The organism is Pseudoxanthomonas sp. 97-1-1 (genome assembly GCF_057773125.1).
Window position 1 is genome coordinate 24341 of record NZ_JBYMTJ010000004.1, and the last position, 17714, is coordinate 42054.

The window sequence follows — 17714 nt, forward strand, 5'->3', positions numbered from 1 at the left end:
CCCCATGACCGCCAACGACACCTGGTTCATCGAACACTTCTCGCACACCGGCTCGGCCATCGGCTTCCGCACCACCGGCAAGCTGGACGAGGTGCAGTCGCCGTTCCAGAAGATCGAGATCTACGACAGCACTGACTGGGGCAAGCTGATGGTGATCGACGGCGCGATGATGCTGACCACGCGCGACAACTTCTTCTACCACGAGATGATCAGCCATCCGGTGCTGTTCACCCACGCCGCGCCGAAGCGCGTGGTGATCATCGGCGGCGGCGACTGCGGCACCCTGCGCGAGGTGCTGAAGCACCCGGACGTGGAGAAGGCCACGCAATGCGACATCGACGAGCAGGTCACGCGCATGGCGGAGAAGTACTTCCCCGAGCTGTGCGAATCGAACGACGACCCGCGCGCCGAGTTGCTGTTCGACGACGGCGTAGCCTACATGGCGAACTGCGAGCCGGGCAGCGTCGATGTGGTCATCGTCGACTCGACCGACCCGGTCGGCCCCGCCGAAGGCTTGTTCAACAAGGCGTTCTTCGAGAGCTGCTTCCGCGCGCTGAAGCCGGACGGCCTGCTGGTGCAGCAGTCGGAGTCGCCGCTGGCGCTGCTGGACCTGATCAAGGACATGCGCGCCGAGATGGGCAAGGCCGGCTTCCAGTCGTTCAAGACGCTGCCGTTCCCGCAGCCGTGCTATCCGACCGGCTGGTGGAGCGTCACCGTGGCCAGCAAGCAGGCCGGTTTCGATTTCGCCTTCCGCCAGGCAGACGCGGCGGCCAAGCCGTTCGACACGCTGTACTACACCGCGCACCTGCATACGGGCGTGCTGGTGGCGCCGCCGTTCGTGGCGAAGGCGCTGGGGGAGTAAGCCTCCGCGCATGCAGCAACAAAAAAGCCCCGCGATGCGGGGCTTTTTCGTGTCGTCGTCAGGCGTCGAACTCGCGCCAGCGCGGGATTCCATGCCTGCGCGCCTGATGCCGCAGGTACCAGGCCATGGTGAGGCCGAACAGCAGACCCGCCACCAGCGCCGTGGCGACGCCGACCAGCACGGGCATGCCTTGCCTGCTCCACATCAGCAGCCACATGAAGAGGCCCCAGAACACGCCGAAGAACCCGCCCATCAGCGTCGCGTTGATGGCGAAACCCGCCATGTGCGGGGGTGGCAGCTTCAGGCCCATCTTCCACATCAGCCGGAACAAAGGCGGCGCGTATGTGTTCCTGCCGAGCTTCTTGGACTCCAGCATCGCAAGCGCCCGCTGCAGACGCGTTTCGAAGACACCCATGGTCATCGCAGCCGTCCCCTACAGCGCGTCGGCGTCCAGTTCGCCGGTACGGATCCGCACCACGCGCTCCAGGTCGTATACGAACACCTTGCCATCGCCGATCTTGCCGGTGCCGGCCGCCTTCACGATGGCCTCGACCACCTGTTCGGCCTGATCGTCGGTCACCGCGACCTCCAGCTTCACCTTCGGCAGGAAATCGACCACGTACTCGGCGCCCCGGTAGAGCTCGGTGTGCCCCTTCTGGCGACCGAAGCCTTTCACTTCCGTGACCGTGATGCCGGCGATGCCGGTTTCCGCCAGCGCTTCGCGCACGTCGTCCAGCTTGAACGGCTTGATGATGGCCATGACCATTTTCATGCGGCTTGCTCCCGTGGATGCTGCACGCAGGATAGCGCGGCGCGACGGCGCGCGGTTGCGGCAACCGGTCCTGTCGCGGTTCAATGGCGGCCTCGCCGCCGGACTTTTCCGACAGCGCTGCGCAGCGAACGCCGATGGCCTGCCACCGGCATCGCCCACAAGCTCGGTGCACTGCCGGAGAACTGACATGATCGACCTCAACCACATCGACGACCTCGCCCGCCGCCTCAGCCAGCTGGTGCCGCCCGGCCTGCGTGATTCGCAGGAAGAATTGCAGCAGACCTTCAAGTCCGCGCTGCAGGCCGGCCTGGGGAAGCTGGACCTGGTGACGCGCGAGGAGTTCGACGTGCAGCAGGCGGTGCTGCTGCGCACACGCGAGAAGCTGGAAACACTGGAACGCACCGTGGCCGCGCTGGAAACCCAGCTGGCCGACAAGCCCGCGCAGTCCTGACCCCGCCGCCATGAGTCTGGCCCTGGTGAACAGCCGGGCGCGGGCGGGCGTGTCCGCGCCGCCGGTCCGGGTGGAAGTGCACCTGTCGGGCGGCCTGCCGTCCACGCAGATCGTCGGCCTGCCCGAAGCCGCCGTGCGCGAGGCGCGCGACCGCGTACGCGCCGCGATCCTGTGCGCGCAGTTCGAATTCCCGACACGCAGGATCACCGTGAACCTTGCGCCGGCGGACCTGCCCAAGGACGGCGGCCGCTTCGATCTGCCCATCGCACTGGGCATCCTGGCCGCCAGCGGACAGATCCGCCGCGAAGCGCTGGCGGAATACGAATTCCTCGGTGAGTTGAGCCTGACCGGTGAACTGCGGGCGGTGGACGGCGTGCTTCCGGCAGCGCTCGCCGTGGCTGCGACGGGTCGAACCCTCGTCGTGCCGGAGCCCAGCGGCGCGGAAGCCGCACTCGCGCAACAGGGACGCGCATGCACCGGCCGCACGCTGCTGGAAGTCTGTGCCCTGCTCGAAGGCCGCAAGGTGCTGCCCGCCGCAACGGCGCCGCCTCCGCTGCCCAGTTCCATCCCCGACATGACCGATGTGCGCGGACAGGCCCACGCCCGCCGCGCGCTCGAAGTGGCCGCAGCCGGTGGCCACCATCTCCTGCTGATCGGATCACCTGGTTGCGGCAAGACCCTGCTCGCCTCGCGCCTGCCCGGGCTGCTGCCGGTGGCGAGCGATGGTGAGGCCATGGAAAGTGCCGCCATCGCCTCGGTCAGTGGACGCGGGCTGGACCCCGCTCGTTGGCGCCAGCGCCCGTATCGCGCACCGCACCACACCGCGAGTGCGGTCGCACTGGTGGGCGGCGGAGCGCAGCCGCGACCGGGCGAGATCTCACTGGCGCACAATGGCGTCCTCTTCATGGACGAGCTTCCCGAGTGGTCGCGGGCGGCGCTCGAAGTCCTGCGGGAGCCGCTGGAATCCGGCACCGTCACCGTGTCGCGGGCGGCGCGTACGGCAGAGTTCCCCGCCCGTTTCCAACTGGTCGCGGCCATGAATCCCTGCCCATGCGGCTGGGCCGGCGACCCCAGCGGGCGTTGCCGCTGTGGCCCGGACCTCATCCGTCGCTACCGCAGCCGGTTGTCGGGGCCGCTGCTCGATCGCATCGACCTGCATGTCCATGTGCCGCGGCTGCCGCCCCACGAACTGAGGCCGGATGCACCGGACGGCGAATCCACGGCCTCGGTGCAGGCCCGCGTCGTTGCCGCGCGCGCGCGCCAACAGGCGCGCGCCGGTTGCGCGAACGCACGCCTGGGCCAGGCCGACACCATGGCGCACTGCCGACTGTCGGCACGCGACCAGGCGCTGCTGGAGCGCGCCGTCGAGCGCCTGCAGCTCTCCGCGCGCAGCCTGCATCGCATCCTGCGGGTGGCGCGCACCATCGCCGACCTGGCGGGCAGCGACTCGATCACCACGCCACACCTGACCGAAGCGCTGGGCTACCGGGGCATGGATCGCGGCAATCCCGCATGACCTCCGGCCAAGGCGGGTGAAGGTGGGGTGTGGTCTACTCGAGTCACACCTCCGGCTGGCGGACGTCATGTCCGCTGTCCCTTCCTTGCCTCCAGGAGTTTCGCCCATGCGTCATGCCGCATTCCGTCTCACGTTGCTGGCCTCGACCGTCGCCGTCGCGCTCGCGGCGCAGGCCGCCCCGTCCGCCGCCGACCGCATCGCGGGCACCGAATTGATCGCCCGCGACGCGCTGTTCGGCAATCCCGAGCGCGCCAACGTGCAGATCAGCCCCGATGGCAAGTACCTGAGCTGGGTTGCCGCCGTCGATGGCGTGCTCAACGTGTGGGTAGCCCCGGCGGACAATCCGTCACAGGCCAAGGCCGTCACCCAGGACAAGGCGCGCGGCATCCGCAGCTATTTCTGGTCGTACAACCCCGACACCTTGCTGTATCTGCGTGACAGCGGCGGCGACGAGGACTTCCACCTGTACGCCGTGGACCTGAAGACCGGCCAGGCCAAAGACCTGACGCCGTTCCCGAAGACCACCGCCCAGGTATCCGGCGTCAGCCCGAAACATCCCGGCACGATCCTCGTCGGCATGAACGACCGCGATGCGCAGTGGCACGACCTGTACAAGGTCGACCTCGCCACGGGCACACGCACCCTGCTGGAGAAGAACGACGCGCAGATCGCCGGCTACATCGCCGACGCGGACTATGCCCTCAAGTACGCCACGCGCTCACGCCCGGACGGCGGTGCCGACGTGCTGAAGCGTGATGCCAAGGGCGGCTGGGAGAAGTTCGACGACATCCCGTTCGAGGATGTGCTCACCACCAATCCCGGTGGCCTGACGCTGGACGGCAAGACCCTGTACTTCACCGATTCGCGCGGCCGCAACACCGCCGCGCTGTTCGCCGTGGACGTGGCCAGCGGCAAGCGCACGCTGGTGCTGGAAGATGCACGCGCCGATGTCGGCGGCAGCCTGGCAGATCCGGCGACCGGCAAGGTGCAGGCCGTGTCGGTGGATTACCTGCGCGATGAATGGAAGGTCGTCGACCCATCGATCCGGGCAGACCTGGAGAAGCTGGAAGCGATCGGCCCGGGCGACGTGTCCGTCAACACGCGCACGCTGGACGACAAGACCTGGATCATCGCGTATTCCGCGGCCGAAGCCCCGCTGGTCTACTACCGCTACGACCGTCCGGCAGGCACGCTGACCAAGCTGTTCTCCGCGCGGCCGAAGCTGGAAGGCAAGCCGCTGGTGCCGCAGTGGCCGGTGGAAATCGCTTCGCGCGACAACAAGACGCTGGTCAGCTACCTGACCCTGCCGCGCAGTGCCGATGCGAACAACGACGGCAAGGCCGATGCGCCGGTGCCGCTCGTGCTGCTGGTGCACGGCGGTCCGTGGGCACGCGATTCCTACGGCTACGGCGGCTACAACCAGTGGCTGGCCAACCGCGGCTACGCGGTGCTGTCGGTCAACTTCCGCGGCTCCACCGGCTTCGGCAAGAGCTTCACCAATGCGGGCAACGGCGAGTGGGCCGGCAAGATGCACGATGACCTGATCGATGCCGTGCAGTGGGCGGTCAAGCAGGGCGTCACCACGCAGGACCAGGTCGCCATCATGGGCGGCAGCTACGGCGGCTACGCCACGCTGGCCGGCCTGACGTTCACGCCGGACGCGTTCGCCTGCGGCGTGGACATCGTTGGCCCGTCCAACCTCAATACCCTGCTGAGCACCGTGCCGCCGTATTGGGCCAGCTTCTTCGAGCAGCTGGCCAAGCGCATGGGCGACCCGCGCACCGATGCCGGCAAGGCGTGGCTGACCGAGCGCTCGCCGCTGACCCGCGCCGACCAGATCAAGAAGCCGCTGCTGATCGGCCAGGGCGCGAACGACCCACGCGTGAAGCAGGACGAGAGCGACCAGATCGTCAAGGCGATGACGGCGAAGAACATCCCGGTGACCTACGTGCTGTTCCCCGACGAAGGCCACGGCTTCGCCCGGCCGGAGAACAACAAGGCGTTCAACGCGGTGACCGAAGGCTTCCTCGCCCAGTGCCTGGGGGGTCGTGCCGAGCCCATCGGCAAGGACTTCACCGGTTCGAGCATCAGCGTGCCGACCGGCGCCAATGGCGTGCCGGGCCTGGCCGAGGCGCTGAAGGGGCATACGCAGGAAGTGAAGAAGTAAGCGCGCGCTTTCTTCCCGCAACGCTGAAAGAAGAAACGCCGGCGAAAGCCGGCGTTTCCTTTTGTGCATCCTTGCGGGCAGCGATCAGGCTGCCTTTTCCTTTTCGTAGAACTGCTCTTCCTCGGTCGAGCCCTTCAACGCGGTGACGCTGGAGCTGCCGCCCTGGATGACCGTGGTGACGTCGTCGAAGTAGCCCGCGCCCACTTCCTGCTGGTGCGAGACGAAGGTGTAACCCTTTTCGCGCGCGGCGAACTCGCGCTCCTGCACCTGCTCGACGTAGTGCTTCATGCCTTCGCCACGCGCGTAGTCGTGGGCGAACTGGAAGCTGTTGAACCAGTTGATGTGGATGCCCGCCAGCGTGATGAACTGGAACTTGTAGCCCAGCGCCGACAGGTCGTCCTGGAAGCGCGCGATCTGCGCGTCATCCAGGTTCTTCTTCCAGTTGAAGCTGGGCGAGCAGTTGTACGACAGCAGCTTGCCCGGGTGCTTGGCATGCACGGCCTGGGCGAACTCGCGGGCGAAGCCGATGTCCGGCGTGCCGGTCTCGCACCACACCAGGTCGGCATACGGCGCGTACGCGATGCCGCGGCTGATCGCCTGCTCCAGGCCGTTCTTGACCCGGTAGAAACCTTCCGCAGTGCGCTGGCCGGTGACGAAGGGCTGGTCGTTGGCGTCGAAGTCCGAGGTCAGCAGGTTGGCGGCTTCGGCGTCGGTGCGCGCCAGCACGATGGTCGGCACGCCCAGCACGTCGGCGGCCAGGCGCGCGGCCTGCAGCTTCTGCACGGCTTCCTGCGTGGGCACCAGCACCTTGCCGCCCATGTGGCCGCACTTTTTCACCGCCGCCAGCTGGTCCTCGAAGTGCACGCCCGCGGCACCGGCCACGATCATGTTCTTCATCAGCTCGTAGGCGTTCAGCACGCCGCCGAAGCCGGCCTCGCCGTCGGCGACGATCGGCAGGAAGAAGTCGATGGCGTCGGCGTCGTTCGCCTTGCCGTCGCAGATGTTCTTCCACTGGATCTCGTCGGCGCGCTGGAAGGTATTGTTGATGCGACGGACCATCGTCGGCACCGAGTCGTAGGCGTACAGCGACTGGTCCGGGTACATCGTCTCGGAGGTGTTGCCGTCGGCGGCGACCTGCCAGCCGGACAGGTAGACGGCTTCCAGGCCCGCCTTGGCCTGCTGCATCGCCTGGCCGGCGCTGATCGCGCCGAACGCGTTGACGTAGCCCTTCTTCGCTTCGCCATTGACGAGCTTCCACAGCTTCTCGGCGCCGCGGCGCGCCAGGGTGTACTCCGGCTGGAGGCTGCCGCGCAGGCGGACGACATCGGCGGCGGCGTAGTCGCGCTTGATGCCGGTCCAGCGCGGGTTGCTGTCCCAGTCCTTCTGGATGGCGTCGATCTGCTGTTGCTTGGTGCTCATGGCGGACTCTCTTTTCGTCGTGGGGCGTCGTGGGTGGGGGCGGGGGTCAGTCGATGCGTTCGTACGCGGGCAGGGTCAGGAAGTCGGCCAGGTCGTCGGCACGGCTCAGGGCGTCGAGCAGGGCGATGGCTTCGGAGATGCGCTCGCCGCCGGGCAGCCGGCTGTGGTCGCCCAGCTTGGCGGGCAATGCGGCCAGCGTGCGCTGCAGCAGCGCGTAGTCGATCTGGGTGCCATCGCACAGGTGCACGTCGGGCATGTGCAACCACTGCCAGATCTGCGTGCGCGAGATCTCGGCGGTGGCGGCGTCTTCCATCAGCCAGTGGATCGGCACGCAGCCGTTGCCGTCCAGCCACGCGGCCAGGTAGCGCACGCAGACTTCCACGTTGCCTTCGAAGCCGGCGCGCGTGATGGTGCCGGTGGACGGACGGATCAGGTCGTCGCGGGTGACCGCGACATCCTCGCGCAGCACACCGCGCTGGTTGGTCTGCGGCATGTGCTCGTCGAAGATCGCCTTCGCCACCGGGATCAGCGCCGGGTGCGCCACCCAGGTGCCGTCGTGGCCGGCGGTGACTTCACGCAGCTTGTCGGCGCGCACGCGGGCCAGCGCCTGCTCGTTGGCGGCTTCGTCGTTGTTGATCGGGATCTGCGCGGCCATGCCGCCCATCGCATGCGCGCCGCGCCGGTGGCAGGTCTGGATCAGCAGTTCCGAATAGGCCTTCAGGAACGGCTGCGTCATCGTCACCTGCCCGCGCTCCGGCAGCACCTTGTCGGCGTGGCGGCGGAACGTCTTCAGGTACGAAAAGATGTAGTCCCAGCGGCCGCAGTTCAGGCCGACGATGCGCTCGCGCAGCGCATGCAGGATCTCGTGCATCTCGAACACGGCCGGCAGCGTCTCGATCAGCACGGTGACCTTCATCTGCCCGTGCGGCAGGCCCAGCGCGGCCTCGATGTGCGACAGCGCGGTCTCCCACAGCGCGGCCTCTTCCATGCTCTGCAGCTTGGGCAGGTAGAAGTACGGACCACGATCGCGAGCCTGCAGCGCGCGGGCGTTGTGCCAGGCGAACACGGCAATGTCGAACAGGCCGCCGGCAATCGGCGCACCATCGATCAGCACGTGCTTCTCGTCCAGGTGCCAGCCACGCGGGCGCACCAGCAACACCGCTTGTTCGTCCTGCGGCTTCAGCGCATAGCGCTTGCCGTTCTCGCTGGTGAACTGCAGGTCGCCGCGCACGGCATCGGTCAGCGCGCGCTGGCCGGTCAGCAGGTTCTGCCAGGTCGGCGAGGTGGAATCCTCGAAGTCCGCCATGAACACCCTGGCGCCCGAGTTCAGCGCGTTGATGACCATCTTCGGGTCCACCGGCCCGGTGATTTCCACCCGACGGTCCTGCAACGCGGTCGGCACCGGGGCAACGGTCCAGTCGCCGTCGCGGATCGTGCGCGTATCGGCGCGGAAATCCGGCAGGCCACCGGCATCGAAGAACGCCTGGCGCTCACGGCGGGCCGCCAGCCGGGCCTGACGCTCCGGCTCGATCGCACGGTGCAGCGAGACGAGCAGAGCCAGCACGCCGGGGGTCAGCAGCGCGTCCTGGCCCACCACATTGGCGGTCAGGGCGATGCCGGGGGTGGGTCGGTCGGCGCGGGATTCGCGCGGCGGCAGGGCGAAAGCGGTGGCGGACATGGAGGTCTCCTGGCGTCTTGCTGGAACCGCACAGTGCTCCCCCATCGAATTATTTGACAAAACAGTTTTGTCAATGCATTAAATAAGCACTGCTTATAGTTTGTTAGAACGTGAGCTCTAAAGAAGCGCCAACTCCTCGATTTCCCTACAAATCCGACCGACTGAAGCCCTTGCGGGCCTTCTGCCAGACGGTGCGGCTGGGGTCGGTATCGCGGGCGGCGGAGGCGCTTTTTGTCAGCCAGCCGGCCATCACCCTGCAGTTGCAGGCCCTGGAGCGGGAGCTGGGAGTGACCCTGTTCGAGCGCAGCGGTCGACGACTGGCACCGAGCCGCGAAGGCCAGCTCCTGTACGAGATGGCCCAACCGCTGGTGGCGGGACTGGACGGCCTGGATGCCAGCTTCCGCGAGAAAGTCAGCGGCCTGGAGGCCGGCGAACTGAACGTGGCGGCCAACAGTTCCACCATCCTCTACCTGCTGCCGAAGATCGTGGAGCACTTCCGCCAGCAGCATCCCGAGGTGAAGCTGACCCTGCACAACGCCGCCAGCGCCGACGGCACCGACCTGCTGCGCTCGGACGCGGTGGACCTGGCGGTGGGCTCGGTGCTCGACGTGCCGGCGGACCTCAGCTACGCCCCGGTTTATCGCTTCGAACCGATGCTGATCACCCCGCCCGACCATCCGCTGGCGAAGAAGCGCGACCTGCGGCTGGAAGATCTCTCGCCGCACGCCCTGATCCTGCCGCCGAAGCGGCTGGTCACCTACCGGCTGGTGGACCTGGTGTTCCAGCAGGCGCGCGTGCCCTACACCGTGGCGCTGGAAGTCGGCGGCTGGGAGGTGATCAAGCAGTACGTCAGCATGGGCATGGGCATCTCGATCATCGCCTCGATCTGCCTGACCGAGGCGGACCGCGACCGGCTGGCCGCGCGCTCGCTGAGCCAGTGGTTCCCGTCGCGCAGTTACGGCGTGGTGGTGCGCAAGGGCAAGTTCCTGTCGCCGCAGGCACGCGCCTTCATCGAACTGATCCAGCCCCATCTGTTCGAGCGTCGCGATTACGATGAGAGCGGGCATTCCGAACGCTAGCGCGATGCGTCCATGAGCGGCTCCTACCGACAACACGACTACGCGGCAGGCAATGCCCTGCTGTGCCGTTGGGTGTTCGACCAAGGCGCGGACACGGCACCGGTCACCGTGGTGCCGGATGCCTGCGTGGACCTGCTGTGGGATGGCGTGCGACTGAGCATCGCCGGCCCCGACCGCACGGCACAGCAGGCCCGTCTCGCCGCCGGCACCCGGCTGCAGGGGTTGCGTTTCGCGCCCGCCGTGGCGTCCCGCTGGCTGGGCATGCCGCTGCAGGCCCTGGCCGACCAACGGATTGATCTGCGCGACCTCGGCATCCCCCATGTCGCGCGCGTTGCAGACCGGATGGCCGCACATGCGCCCGACGCCGCGATGCGATGGCTGGCGGATCACCTCCTCGCAGGCGAACGGTATCGGGACGACGCGATGCAGTACGTGCACGCGCGCCTGTCGACAACGCAGGCACCGTCCATCCGGCAGTTGGCTGACGATGTCGGCATGACCGAACGCACGCTGCTGCGCAGGTGCGAGGACGCCTTCGGTTATGGACCGAAGCGGCTGGCTCGCATCCTGCGGCTGCAGCGCTTCCTGGGTTGTCGACGACGGCATGGCACGCTGCTGGATGCCGCGCTCGAAGCCGGCTACTACGATGCCGCGCAGCTGTCGGGCGATGTGCGCAAGCTCACCGGGATGACCCCGACCCGACTCGTGGCACAGCTCGCGGACTGACTGTCGGATTTCGCCAAGACAGCGCCATGTCGGTACCGCAGACTGTGGGCCTCTTCCACGGATGCACACCATGAGCAACGCCGAACAGCACCATCGGATCGACTACCTCGAATTCACCGTCGCCTCCATCGCGGCCTCGAAGGCCTTCTACGGCGAGGCGTTCGGCTGGACGTTCCAGGACTACGGCCCGGACTACTGCGAGTTCCGCGATGGCCGGCTGACGGGCGGCTTCGCACACGGCACGCCACAGCCGGGCGGCGCGCTGGTGGTGCTGTACTCGGCGGCACTGGAAGAAAGCCTGGCGAACGTCGAAGCCAAGGGCGGAAAGATCACCAGGCCGATCTTCGCCTTCCCCGGTGGTCGCCGCTTCCAGTTCACCGATTCGGACGGTTACGAGCTCGCCGTCTGGTCGACGGCCTGAGTCAGCGCGCGTCGTAGCGCGCAAGCAGTGCGCGGTGGCCGGACTGCCAGCGTGCCAACTCGGCGGTGGATTGGCCGTAAGCCGTATCGATGAACGCCAGCGACAACGCTTCGGTCGCCTGCTTGACCTGCTCGCTGACCTCGCGCGAATCGAAGTAGCGGTGATCGGTGAACACGTTGTGCGTGCCGTGCCGGTAAACGGCCAGCACCTTGTGTGCCCCACCAATGGCGTCGAACACCTTCAGCCGGTCGTCCACGCCGGAACCGAAGCCGGGGATGCGGATGATGTCGTCCGCCGTGGTCACGTGCAGGGTGGGGATGGTGATGCCCGAGAGGATGGGACGGAAATCGTCGTCGCCGTAGAACGGCGGCGCGGAGATCACGATGGCGGCCGTGATGCGCGGGTCGCGCAACTGGATCGCCCTGCCTGCCCGCATCACCCGTGCGCCCGCCGACATCAGGGTGGTGTTGGCACCGTAGGAATGGCCGGCGGCAACGATGCGCGCGCGATCGACATGCGCGCCCCATTCGCCGGCCAGCAGCTGGTCGAGGGCGAACCGCTGGTCGCGCACGCGGGCCACGGCCTCGACCTCGCCCGCCGCCTGCTGGAAGCGCGCCACCAGCGTGAAGGGATTGCCCTGCCACAGCGCCCGGTCGCTGCCGACGTGCTGCACATGGATGCTGGCGATGCCATGCCGCGCCCAGTAGTGGCCGAGATACGTGTAGCCGTCGCGCGCGCTGCCGATGCCGTGCGAGAACACCACCAGCGGCACCTTGCCGGTGCGCGCCGCGTCCGGCCAGAACAGCTTCACCGGCACGGCACGACCGCGCTCGGCATCCGTCCATTCCAGGTCGCGCACGCTGTAGCCCGCCTGCGGCGGCTGCATCGCCGCGCGCACCGGCGCATGCGTCGAGGCCACCAGCACGGGGGCCAGCAGCAGGACGGACAACAGGGCCACCCAGCGGTGGCGGCGGAGGATCGCGGCAACGTTCATCGATGGCACTTCAGACAGGAACGGGAGGACGACACGCCGGCCCGGCGGATGCCGTGGCCAGGGAAACGCGCGCCGCACGGGTGCGGCGCCTACTTCTTCTTCGGACGACCGGCCTTGACCGGCGCCAGCGCATCCAGCGCCCTGGTCAGCGCCTGCGGCGACAACCCGGACAGCGCGCGCAGGCCCGCGCGCAACAGTTCGCTCTTCTTCGCCGGCCGCTGCATCTGCAGCGCGCGTCCCTTCAGTACCGCCACCAGCGCGAAGTCGTCGGCCGGCATGGTGAAGCTGTCGCGCACCAGCTTGGCGGGCGCTCCCGCGCCCCCGGAGAGGTCGTCGACAGCACTGGCGTCGCGCGCCTTGCGGGACTTGGCCATGGCACACCCTTTAATCGTATAAACGATTTATACCTTTTATGCCGCTCGCCGCCAAGTGCAGGCGGACCGACGAACGGTGCACGTTCAGGCGGCGCAAGGGGGATGGCGGGCGGCGACGCGGTCGTAGACTGGCCGTCCCCGCCATGGATGCCCCCATGAGCCCCCGCACCACCACACGCACCGGCGAACGCGCCGCCGCGCTCGCGGCCCACGAAGCGCGGGCACTGGTGGCCGCACTCGCCATCGCGCCCGGCGAGCCGGCCGGGGTGCACGAAGCGCGCAAGAGTCTTCGCCGCCTGCGCTCGTTGCTGGCACTGGCGCGCAGCGCGCTCGGCAAGGAAGCGGTGGACCCGGTCGATGGCGAACTCCGTGCGTTGACCAAGAGCCTCTCCGCACTCCGCGACGGGCAGGTGGTGCTCGACACGGCACAGCGCATGGCGCGCGATGCCAGCACCCCCGATGAAGCCGCGAACTGGGAGGCGTTGTTGGCACTGTTGTCGCGGCAGCAGGAACACCGTCTCGCCGAAGCCCTGCGCGACGATCCCGGCTTCGTGCGCCGGCAGGCGCTGGCACACCGGCAGGCGGAACGGCTGCGGCAGTTGCCGTGGCACCGGCTCCATGGCGGCGACCTGCGCAACGCGCTTGCGCGCTCGGTGCAACGGCAGGAACGCGCGCAGGCGACGGCGCTGGCCAGCGGACGCGTCGATGACCTGCACGCCTGGCGCCGCAGGTCGCGCCGGCTGCGCATGCAACTGGCCGCCTTCCGCAAACTCCGTGTGCGCCGGCAGGTGCACGGGCATCCCCTGGCCGTCGCACCGCGGCACATCGCCGAACTGGTCGATCAACTCGGCCTGCTGCAGGACCTCGCGTTGCTGCAGCAGGCCCTCGTCACGCTGGAACAGGCGCAGGCCCGCGCGATCCCGGTCGCGAAGCGTCGGCGCACGGCCATCCACTCGCCCATTCATCCATTGACGTAATCGGCTTTACTTCCGCTTCCCGTCATCGTCCACGCCCGTCAAGTACGCCCTGCTGGGGCCGATAGTGACCCATACGGTCCCTCCGATCGGCGTATGGGATGCCGGACACGGCCGGAAACCCCGGAGATCCGGCATTTCCCCACGCGGGATGCTTGGCACGAAGCCTGCATTCCTTCCGTCGATCGATCCCGTCGCAGCTGGACCGCCCTCTCATCACGCAGGATCAAGGCCCGCAGGTGGACTCCCTCCACGCAGCACACTCCGGCGACGCCACGGCGGCACCGGGGACGCCCTCCCGCCGCGTCGGCTTGCCGCCGGTGGCGTGGGCGTCGGCTGTCCTGGTGGTGGGCCTGCTGTGCACGGTGATCGTCGCCCATCGGGAGTGGCGCGGCCTGCAGGAAAGCGCGGAAGCATCCCGCCGCGCACTGGCCGATGCCGGCACGACACGCCTGCGCGTACCGCTGGAGCAGGCGGCTTCCACCTTGCGCGCCATGCAGACCGTGTTCCTGTCCAACGACCAGATGGACCAGGCACGCTTCAGCCAGTACCACGCGAGCCTGCGCAGCCCGCTGGCACCCGCCTCCTACACATCGGTCGCGTTCGCGCGCCGCTCGCCCGTCGGACAGCCGCTGGCCGACGAGGTGTCGTATCGGTACGAGTTCGTCACCCCCTACGAAGGCAATGCCGCGCTGGTGGGCTTCGACATGGTCACGCAGCGGGCGAACCTGAATGCCCTGCTGCGCGCGCGCGATACCGACACCGTGGTGATCTCCGCGCCATTCGCGCTGCGCCAGACCGTGCCCGCCGGCCAGAATCCTCTCGGCATCACGCTGCGCCTGCCGGTGTACTCCGACGGGCCCACGCCGACATCGCCCAACCAGCGGCGCGCGCGCGAGATCGGCGCGCTCGCCATCGGCATGCGCCTGCAGCCGCTGGTCGAAACCGCACTGGCGGGTTCGGTGCTGGAGGGCTTCCGCGTGCGTGTCTACGACGCGACCGCGCAGGCGCATCCGTTCTACGACTCCGGTACGCCGGTCGAAACCGGATTGCCGATGCAGGTGCGGCGACTGGATTTCGGTGGCCGGCAATGGCGCATCGAAATGGAACCCCGCCCGCGCCCGATGGATCTCGGCCGGCTCCAGACCATCCTTGCCGGTGGCGGCGTCATCAGCCTGCTGCTGGCCGCGCTGGTGTGGTCGCTGGCCACCACGCGGCGGCGTGCCATGGCGCTGGGCGAACAGATGAGCCGGCGCTACCGCGAGAGCGAACTGCGCTTTCGCGCGCTCAACGAACTGCTGCCCGCGCTGGTGCTGCTCGCCGACGCACGCGATGGCCGCATCGTCTACGCCAACCAGGCGGCGCGCCTGCGCCTGGGCGATCCCACCGGCCTGCCGCTGTCGGCCCTGTTCTCCGATCCACAACTCCAGCACCGCGCGCGCGACGCCGATGCCATCGGCGATGACTGGGGCAATCTGGAAGCGGTGCTGATGAGCCCGGCCGGCGACGCGTTCTGGGCCAGCGCCTCGATCGCGCAGGTGGACATGGACGCCGAGGCGCACCTGCTGATGGTGGCCACCGACATCTCCGAGCAGCGCGAGCTGACCGAACGCCTGAGCTACCAGGCCACGCACGACGCGTTGACGGAACTGTGCAACCGGCGCGAGTTCGAGCGGCGTGTGGAAGAAGCGCTGCACGAACGCAAGGGCCGCGCGACCAGCGATCCCTGCGCGCTGCTCTATATCGACCTGGACCAGTTCAAGCTGATCAACGACATCTCCGGCCACATGGCGGGCGACCAGTTGCTCGCGCAGCTCGCGCTCGCCATGCGCCAGCAACTGCGCGGCGGCGACGTGCTGGCGCGGTTGGGCGGTGACGAATTCGGCCTGATGGCCTTCCACGTGGATGCCGAGGGCGCGCGCGCGCTGGCCGAACGCCTGCGCGAGTGCATCGAAGCGCTGATGTTCGTCTGGCAGGACCGCACCTACACCGTCAGCGCGAGCATCGGCGTGGTGGTGGTGGACCAGCAGGAGCCCACCCTGAAGGACCTGCTGGCGTGGGCGGACACCGCCTGCTACCTGGCCAAGGAAAACGGCCGCAACCGCGTGCACCTGTACCGCGAGGACAACGAGACCACGCGCCGCCATGGCGAAATGGAATGGGCCAGCCGCCTGCGCTGGGCGGTCGAACAGGACCGCCTGTTGCTCGACTACCAGGAGATCGTGCCACTGGATGGCAGCGACACCGCGACCAGCATCGAACTGCTGCTGCGGCTGCGCGACGAGGACGGCGGCGTGGTGCCGCCCGGCGCCTTCCTGCCCGCCGCCGAGCGCTACGGGCTGATGCCCGCGATCGACCGCTGGGTGATCCGCAACGCCCTGGCCCACTTCAGCCTGCTGCACGAATCCGGCATGCGCCTGGGCACCTGCGCGATCAACCTGTCCGGCGCCAGCATCGAGGACGAGGGCCTGGCCGACTTCATCCTCGCCCGCATCACCGAGTACGCGGTGCCTGCGCACACGCTGTGCTTCGAGATCACCGAAACCGTCGCGGTGCGCAACCTGCTGAAGGTCGTCAGCGTGATCGAACGCCTGCGCCGCGCGGGGTGCCGCATCGCGCTGGACGACTTCGGCGCCGGCATGTCCTCCTTCGGTTACCTCAAGAACCTGCCGGTGGACCTGATCAAGATCGACGGCAGTTTCATCCGCGATCTGGAAACCGATCCGATGAGCCGCACCATCGTCAGCGCGATCGCGCAGATCGGCCACCAGCGCGGCCTCAAGGTGGTCGCCGAATGGGTCAGCAGCCCGCGGATGTGCGAAGCATTGCGTGCACTGGGCGTCGACTACGGCCAGGGCTATGCCCTGCACCGCCCGGAACGCGTGCTGTTCCAGCGCGAAGAGCCGCCGCCGCGCCGGCTGGCCGTGGTGCGCTGACGTCCTGCCCAGGGGAAGCGACACCCGTCGTCGTCATGGGTACCGGTCCATCCGGTTCACGGCGTCACCTCGCGACCCGCATCGCTCCCCCACCGAGGTGGCCCGCACGGGTGACCGCGCGGATGCCGGTGGCGGGACCTGCATCCGCACGCGCGCTCCTCTTCAACGCGGTACAGGGCCGTCATCCACCGCCAGCGGCCGCACATGCTCCAGCAGGCTGACGAGCGTCTTGCCCGGCTCCTCCCACGGGATCATGTGGGCCGACCGCTCGAACCACACGCCCTGCTTGTACGGCGCCCGTACCTTGGCCAACCATGCCGCAGTAGGTTCCGAGGGCGTGGTGTAGTCGTGGCGGCCCATGAACATCACCACCGGGATGGGGAATTCCTTCACGCCGGTGAAGTCCACCCGCAGGAATTCGTCCAGCAACCGCCCCAGCGTGAGCACGCTGCCGGCGTTGATCGCGCATCGGGCGGCATCGTCGTAGTCCGGCGACAGGCGCGGGCCCTGGAAGAAGTACTTCGATTCATCGCGGTAGGCCGTGAGCCCACCGTAGAACTGCGGCCACTTGCGCGCGATGACGATGCGCTCGCGGGTGATCGGCGTGTCGCCGGGATACGGCGCGATGGATTCCATCTCGTGCACGGCGTCGGTATTGCCCCGCGCGCGTGCGGTGCGCAGGCCATAGTCGAAGCTCACCTGCTCGTTGGTGCGTACGTTGATGACCTGGCCGATGCCGACATAGGCATAAAACAGGTCCGGCCGCTGCAGGGCGGCATGCATCGCCACTACCGTGCCCCAGCTGTGCCCCATCAGCACCAGCTTGCGCTTGTGGTAGCGCGTGCGCAGGTGTTCGGCGAGTGCGATGGCATCGTCCACGTAGCGCTGCACGTGCAGGGTGTCGGCGACGGCCTCCTGCGGATTCAGCGCCAGCGTCTTCCCCGCACCACGCTGATCGTAGTTGGCGACGGTGAAGTATTCCTCGAGCGGCCGCTGGAACTGCCACAGCGTGGGAATGACCGGCGACGCCGGACCGCCATGCACGAACAACACCATCGGGTTGTCGCGATCCTGTCCACGCACGTTCACCCACTGGCGGATGCCGCCGATCTCGACCGCGTACGCGTCCTGCACGCCCGTGGGCGCGACGATGCGGCCCAGGTCACCGATGATCTCCCGCGCCGGCGCATACGCCGAGCGATCCGGACAGGCGTCCTGCGCGCGGGAGGCATGCGGAGCGCACAGGGCGGCGACCATCACCAGCGCGGACACGGTGTTCCTCATCGGCATTTCTCCAGGCATCACGGGGACACGGCCAGTTTCATCGCGCCTGCACGCACCGGCG

The 17714-nt window shown here is 68.2% G+C and carries 16 protein-coding genes; 9 read left to right on the plus strand and 7 right to left on the minus strand.

The annotated features are described in order from the left end of the window. Positions 1 to 4: 4 nt before the first annotated feature. The gene (gene speE / locus AC3DET_RS15380; protein WP_488392178.1) at positions 5 to 862 is read left to right on the plus strand and encodes a polyamine aminopropyltransferase; all 858 of its coding nucleotides are present in this window, start codon (positions 5 to 7) and stop codon (positions 860 to 862) included. Positions 863 to 920: 58 nt separating this feature from the next. On the opposite strand, the gene AC3DET_RS15385 is transcribed toward speE, so the two are convergent. Continuing rightward, positions 921 to 1283: a DUF6404 family protein gene (locus AC3DET_RS15385; protein ID WP_488392179.1), complete on the minus strand. Its 363-nt coding sequence runs from the start codon at positions 1281 to 1283 to the stop codon at positions 921 to 923. Between the two features lie 12 nt (positions 1284 to 1295). Then, positions 1296 to 1634: a P-II family nitrogen regulator gene (locus tag AC3DET_RS15390; protein WP_337732333.1), complete on the minus strand. Its 339-nt coding sequence runs from the start codon at positions 1632 to 1634 to the stop codon at positions 1296 to 1298. Positions 1635 to 1821: 187 nt separating this feature from the next. Here AC3DET_RS15390 and ubiK point away from each other — a divergent pair, with 187 nt between their 5' ends. From ubiK to AC3DET_RS15405, 3 genes are all read left to right on the plus strand, one after another. Further along, entirely contained in the window at positions 1822 to 2085 is a 264-nt protein-coding gene (gene ubiK, locus AC3DET_RS15395) for a ubiquinone biosynthesis accessory factor UbiK (protein WP_192199868.1), read from the plus strand. Between the two features lie 10 nt (positions 2086 to 2095). Next, complete coding sequence (locus tag AC3DET_RS15400; protein WP_488392180.1) at positions 2096 to 3601, plus strand: YifB family Mg chelatase-like AAA ATPase; 1506 nt, start codon at positions 2096 to 2098, stop codon at positions 3599 to 3601. 106 nt (positions 3602 to 3707) lie between these two features. Continuing rightward, positions 3708 to 5768, plus strand: a complete 2061-nt coding sequence (locus AC3DET_RS15405; RefSeq protein WP_488392181.1) for a S9 family peptidase — start codon at positions 3708 to 3710, stop codon at positions 5766 to 5768. An 84-nt stretch (positions 5769 to 5852) separates the two neighbouring features. Here the strand turns inward: AC3DET_RS15405 and aceA are convergent, their stop codons facing one another. After that, positions 5853 to 7187: an isocitrate lyase gene (gene aceA, locus AC3DET_RS15410; protein ID WP_446538816.1), complete on the minus strand. Its 1335-nt coding sequence runs from the start codon at positions 7185 to 7187 to the stop codon at positions 5853 to 5855. Positions 7188 to 7233: 46 nt separating this feature from the next. Beyond that, complete coding sequence (gene aceB, locus AC3DET_RS15415) at positions 7234 to 8865, minus strand: malate synthase A (protein WP_488392182.1); 1632 nt, start codon at positions 8863 to 8865, stop codon at positions 7234 to 7236. A 110-nt stretch (positions 8866 to 8975) separates the two neighbouring features. On the opposite strand from aceB, the gene AC3DET_RS15420 reads away from it, so the two are divergent. The 3 genes from AC3DET_RS15420 (at position 8976) to AC3DET_RS15430 (ending at position 11091) form a co-directional block, all read left to right on the plus strand. After that, positions 8976 to 9944 (plus strand): LysR substrate-binding domain-containing protein, encoded by a 969-nt coding sequence (locus AC3DET_RS15420; RefSeq protein ID WP_192199863.1) that lies wholly within the window; start codon positions 8976 to 8978, stop codon positions 9942 to 9944. 12 nt (positions 9945 to 9956) lie between these two features. Beyond that, positions 9957 to 10670, plus strand: a complete 714-nt coding sequence (locus AC3DET_RS15425; protein WP_488392183.1) for a helix-turn-helix transcriptional regulator — start codon at positions 9957 to 9959, stop codon at positions 10668 to 10670. Between the two features lie 70 nt (positions 10671 to 10740). Continuing rightward, on the plus strand, positions 10741 to 11091 hold the full coding sequence (locus AC3DET_RS15430) for a VOC family protein (protein WP_488392184.1): 351 nt from the start codon (positions 10741 to 10743) through the stop codon (positions 11089 to 11091). 1 nt (position 11092) lies between these two features. Here AC3DET_RS15430 and AC3DET_RS15435 read toward each other — a convergent pair whose 3' ends face one another. Both AC3DET_RS15435 and AC3DET_RS15440 read right to left on the minus strand, forming a co-directional pair. Next, entirely contained in the window at positions 11093 to 12085 is a 993-nt protein-coding gene (locus tag AC3DET_RS15435; protein ID WP_488392185.1) for an alpha/beta hydrolase family protein, read from the minus strand. A gap of 89 nt (positions 12086 to 12174) precedes the next feature. Next, the gene (locus AC3DET_RS15440) at positions 12175 to 12459 is read right to left on the minus strand and encodes a hypothetical protein (protein ID WP_488392186.1); all 285 of its coding nucleotides are present in this window, start codon (positions 12457 to 12459) and stop codon (positions 12175 to 12177) included. A 155-nt stretch (positions 12460 to 12614) separates the two neighbouring features. Between AC3DET_RS15440 and AC3DET_RS15445 the strand changes: the two genes are divergently transcribed. Further along, positions 12615 to 13436 (plus strand): CHAD domain-containing protein, encoded by an 822-nt coding sequence (locus tag AC3DET_RS15445; protein ID WP_488392187.1) that lies wholly within the window; start codon positions 12615 to 12617, stop codon positions 13434 to 13436. 236 nt (positions 13437 to 13672) lie between these two features. Beyond that, positions 13673 to 16369 (plus strand): EAL domain-containing protein, encoded by a 2697-nt coding sequence (locus AC3DET_RS15450; protein ID WP_488392188.1) that lies wholly within the window; start codon positions 13673 to 13675, stop codon positions 16367 to 16369. Between the two features lie 162 nt (positions 16370 to 16531). On the opposite strand, the gene AC3DET_RS15455 is transcribed toward AC3DET_RS15450, so the two are convergent. Beyond that, a complete protein-coding gene (locus AC3DET_RS15455; RefSeq protein ID WP_488392189.1) occupies positions 16532 to 17653 on the minus strand; it encodes an alpha/beta hydrolase in 1122 nt (373 codons plus the stop codon). Positions 17654 to 17714: the final 61 nt, after the last annotated feature.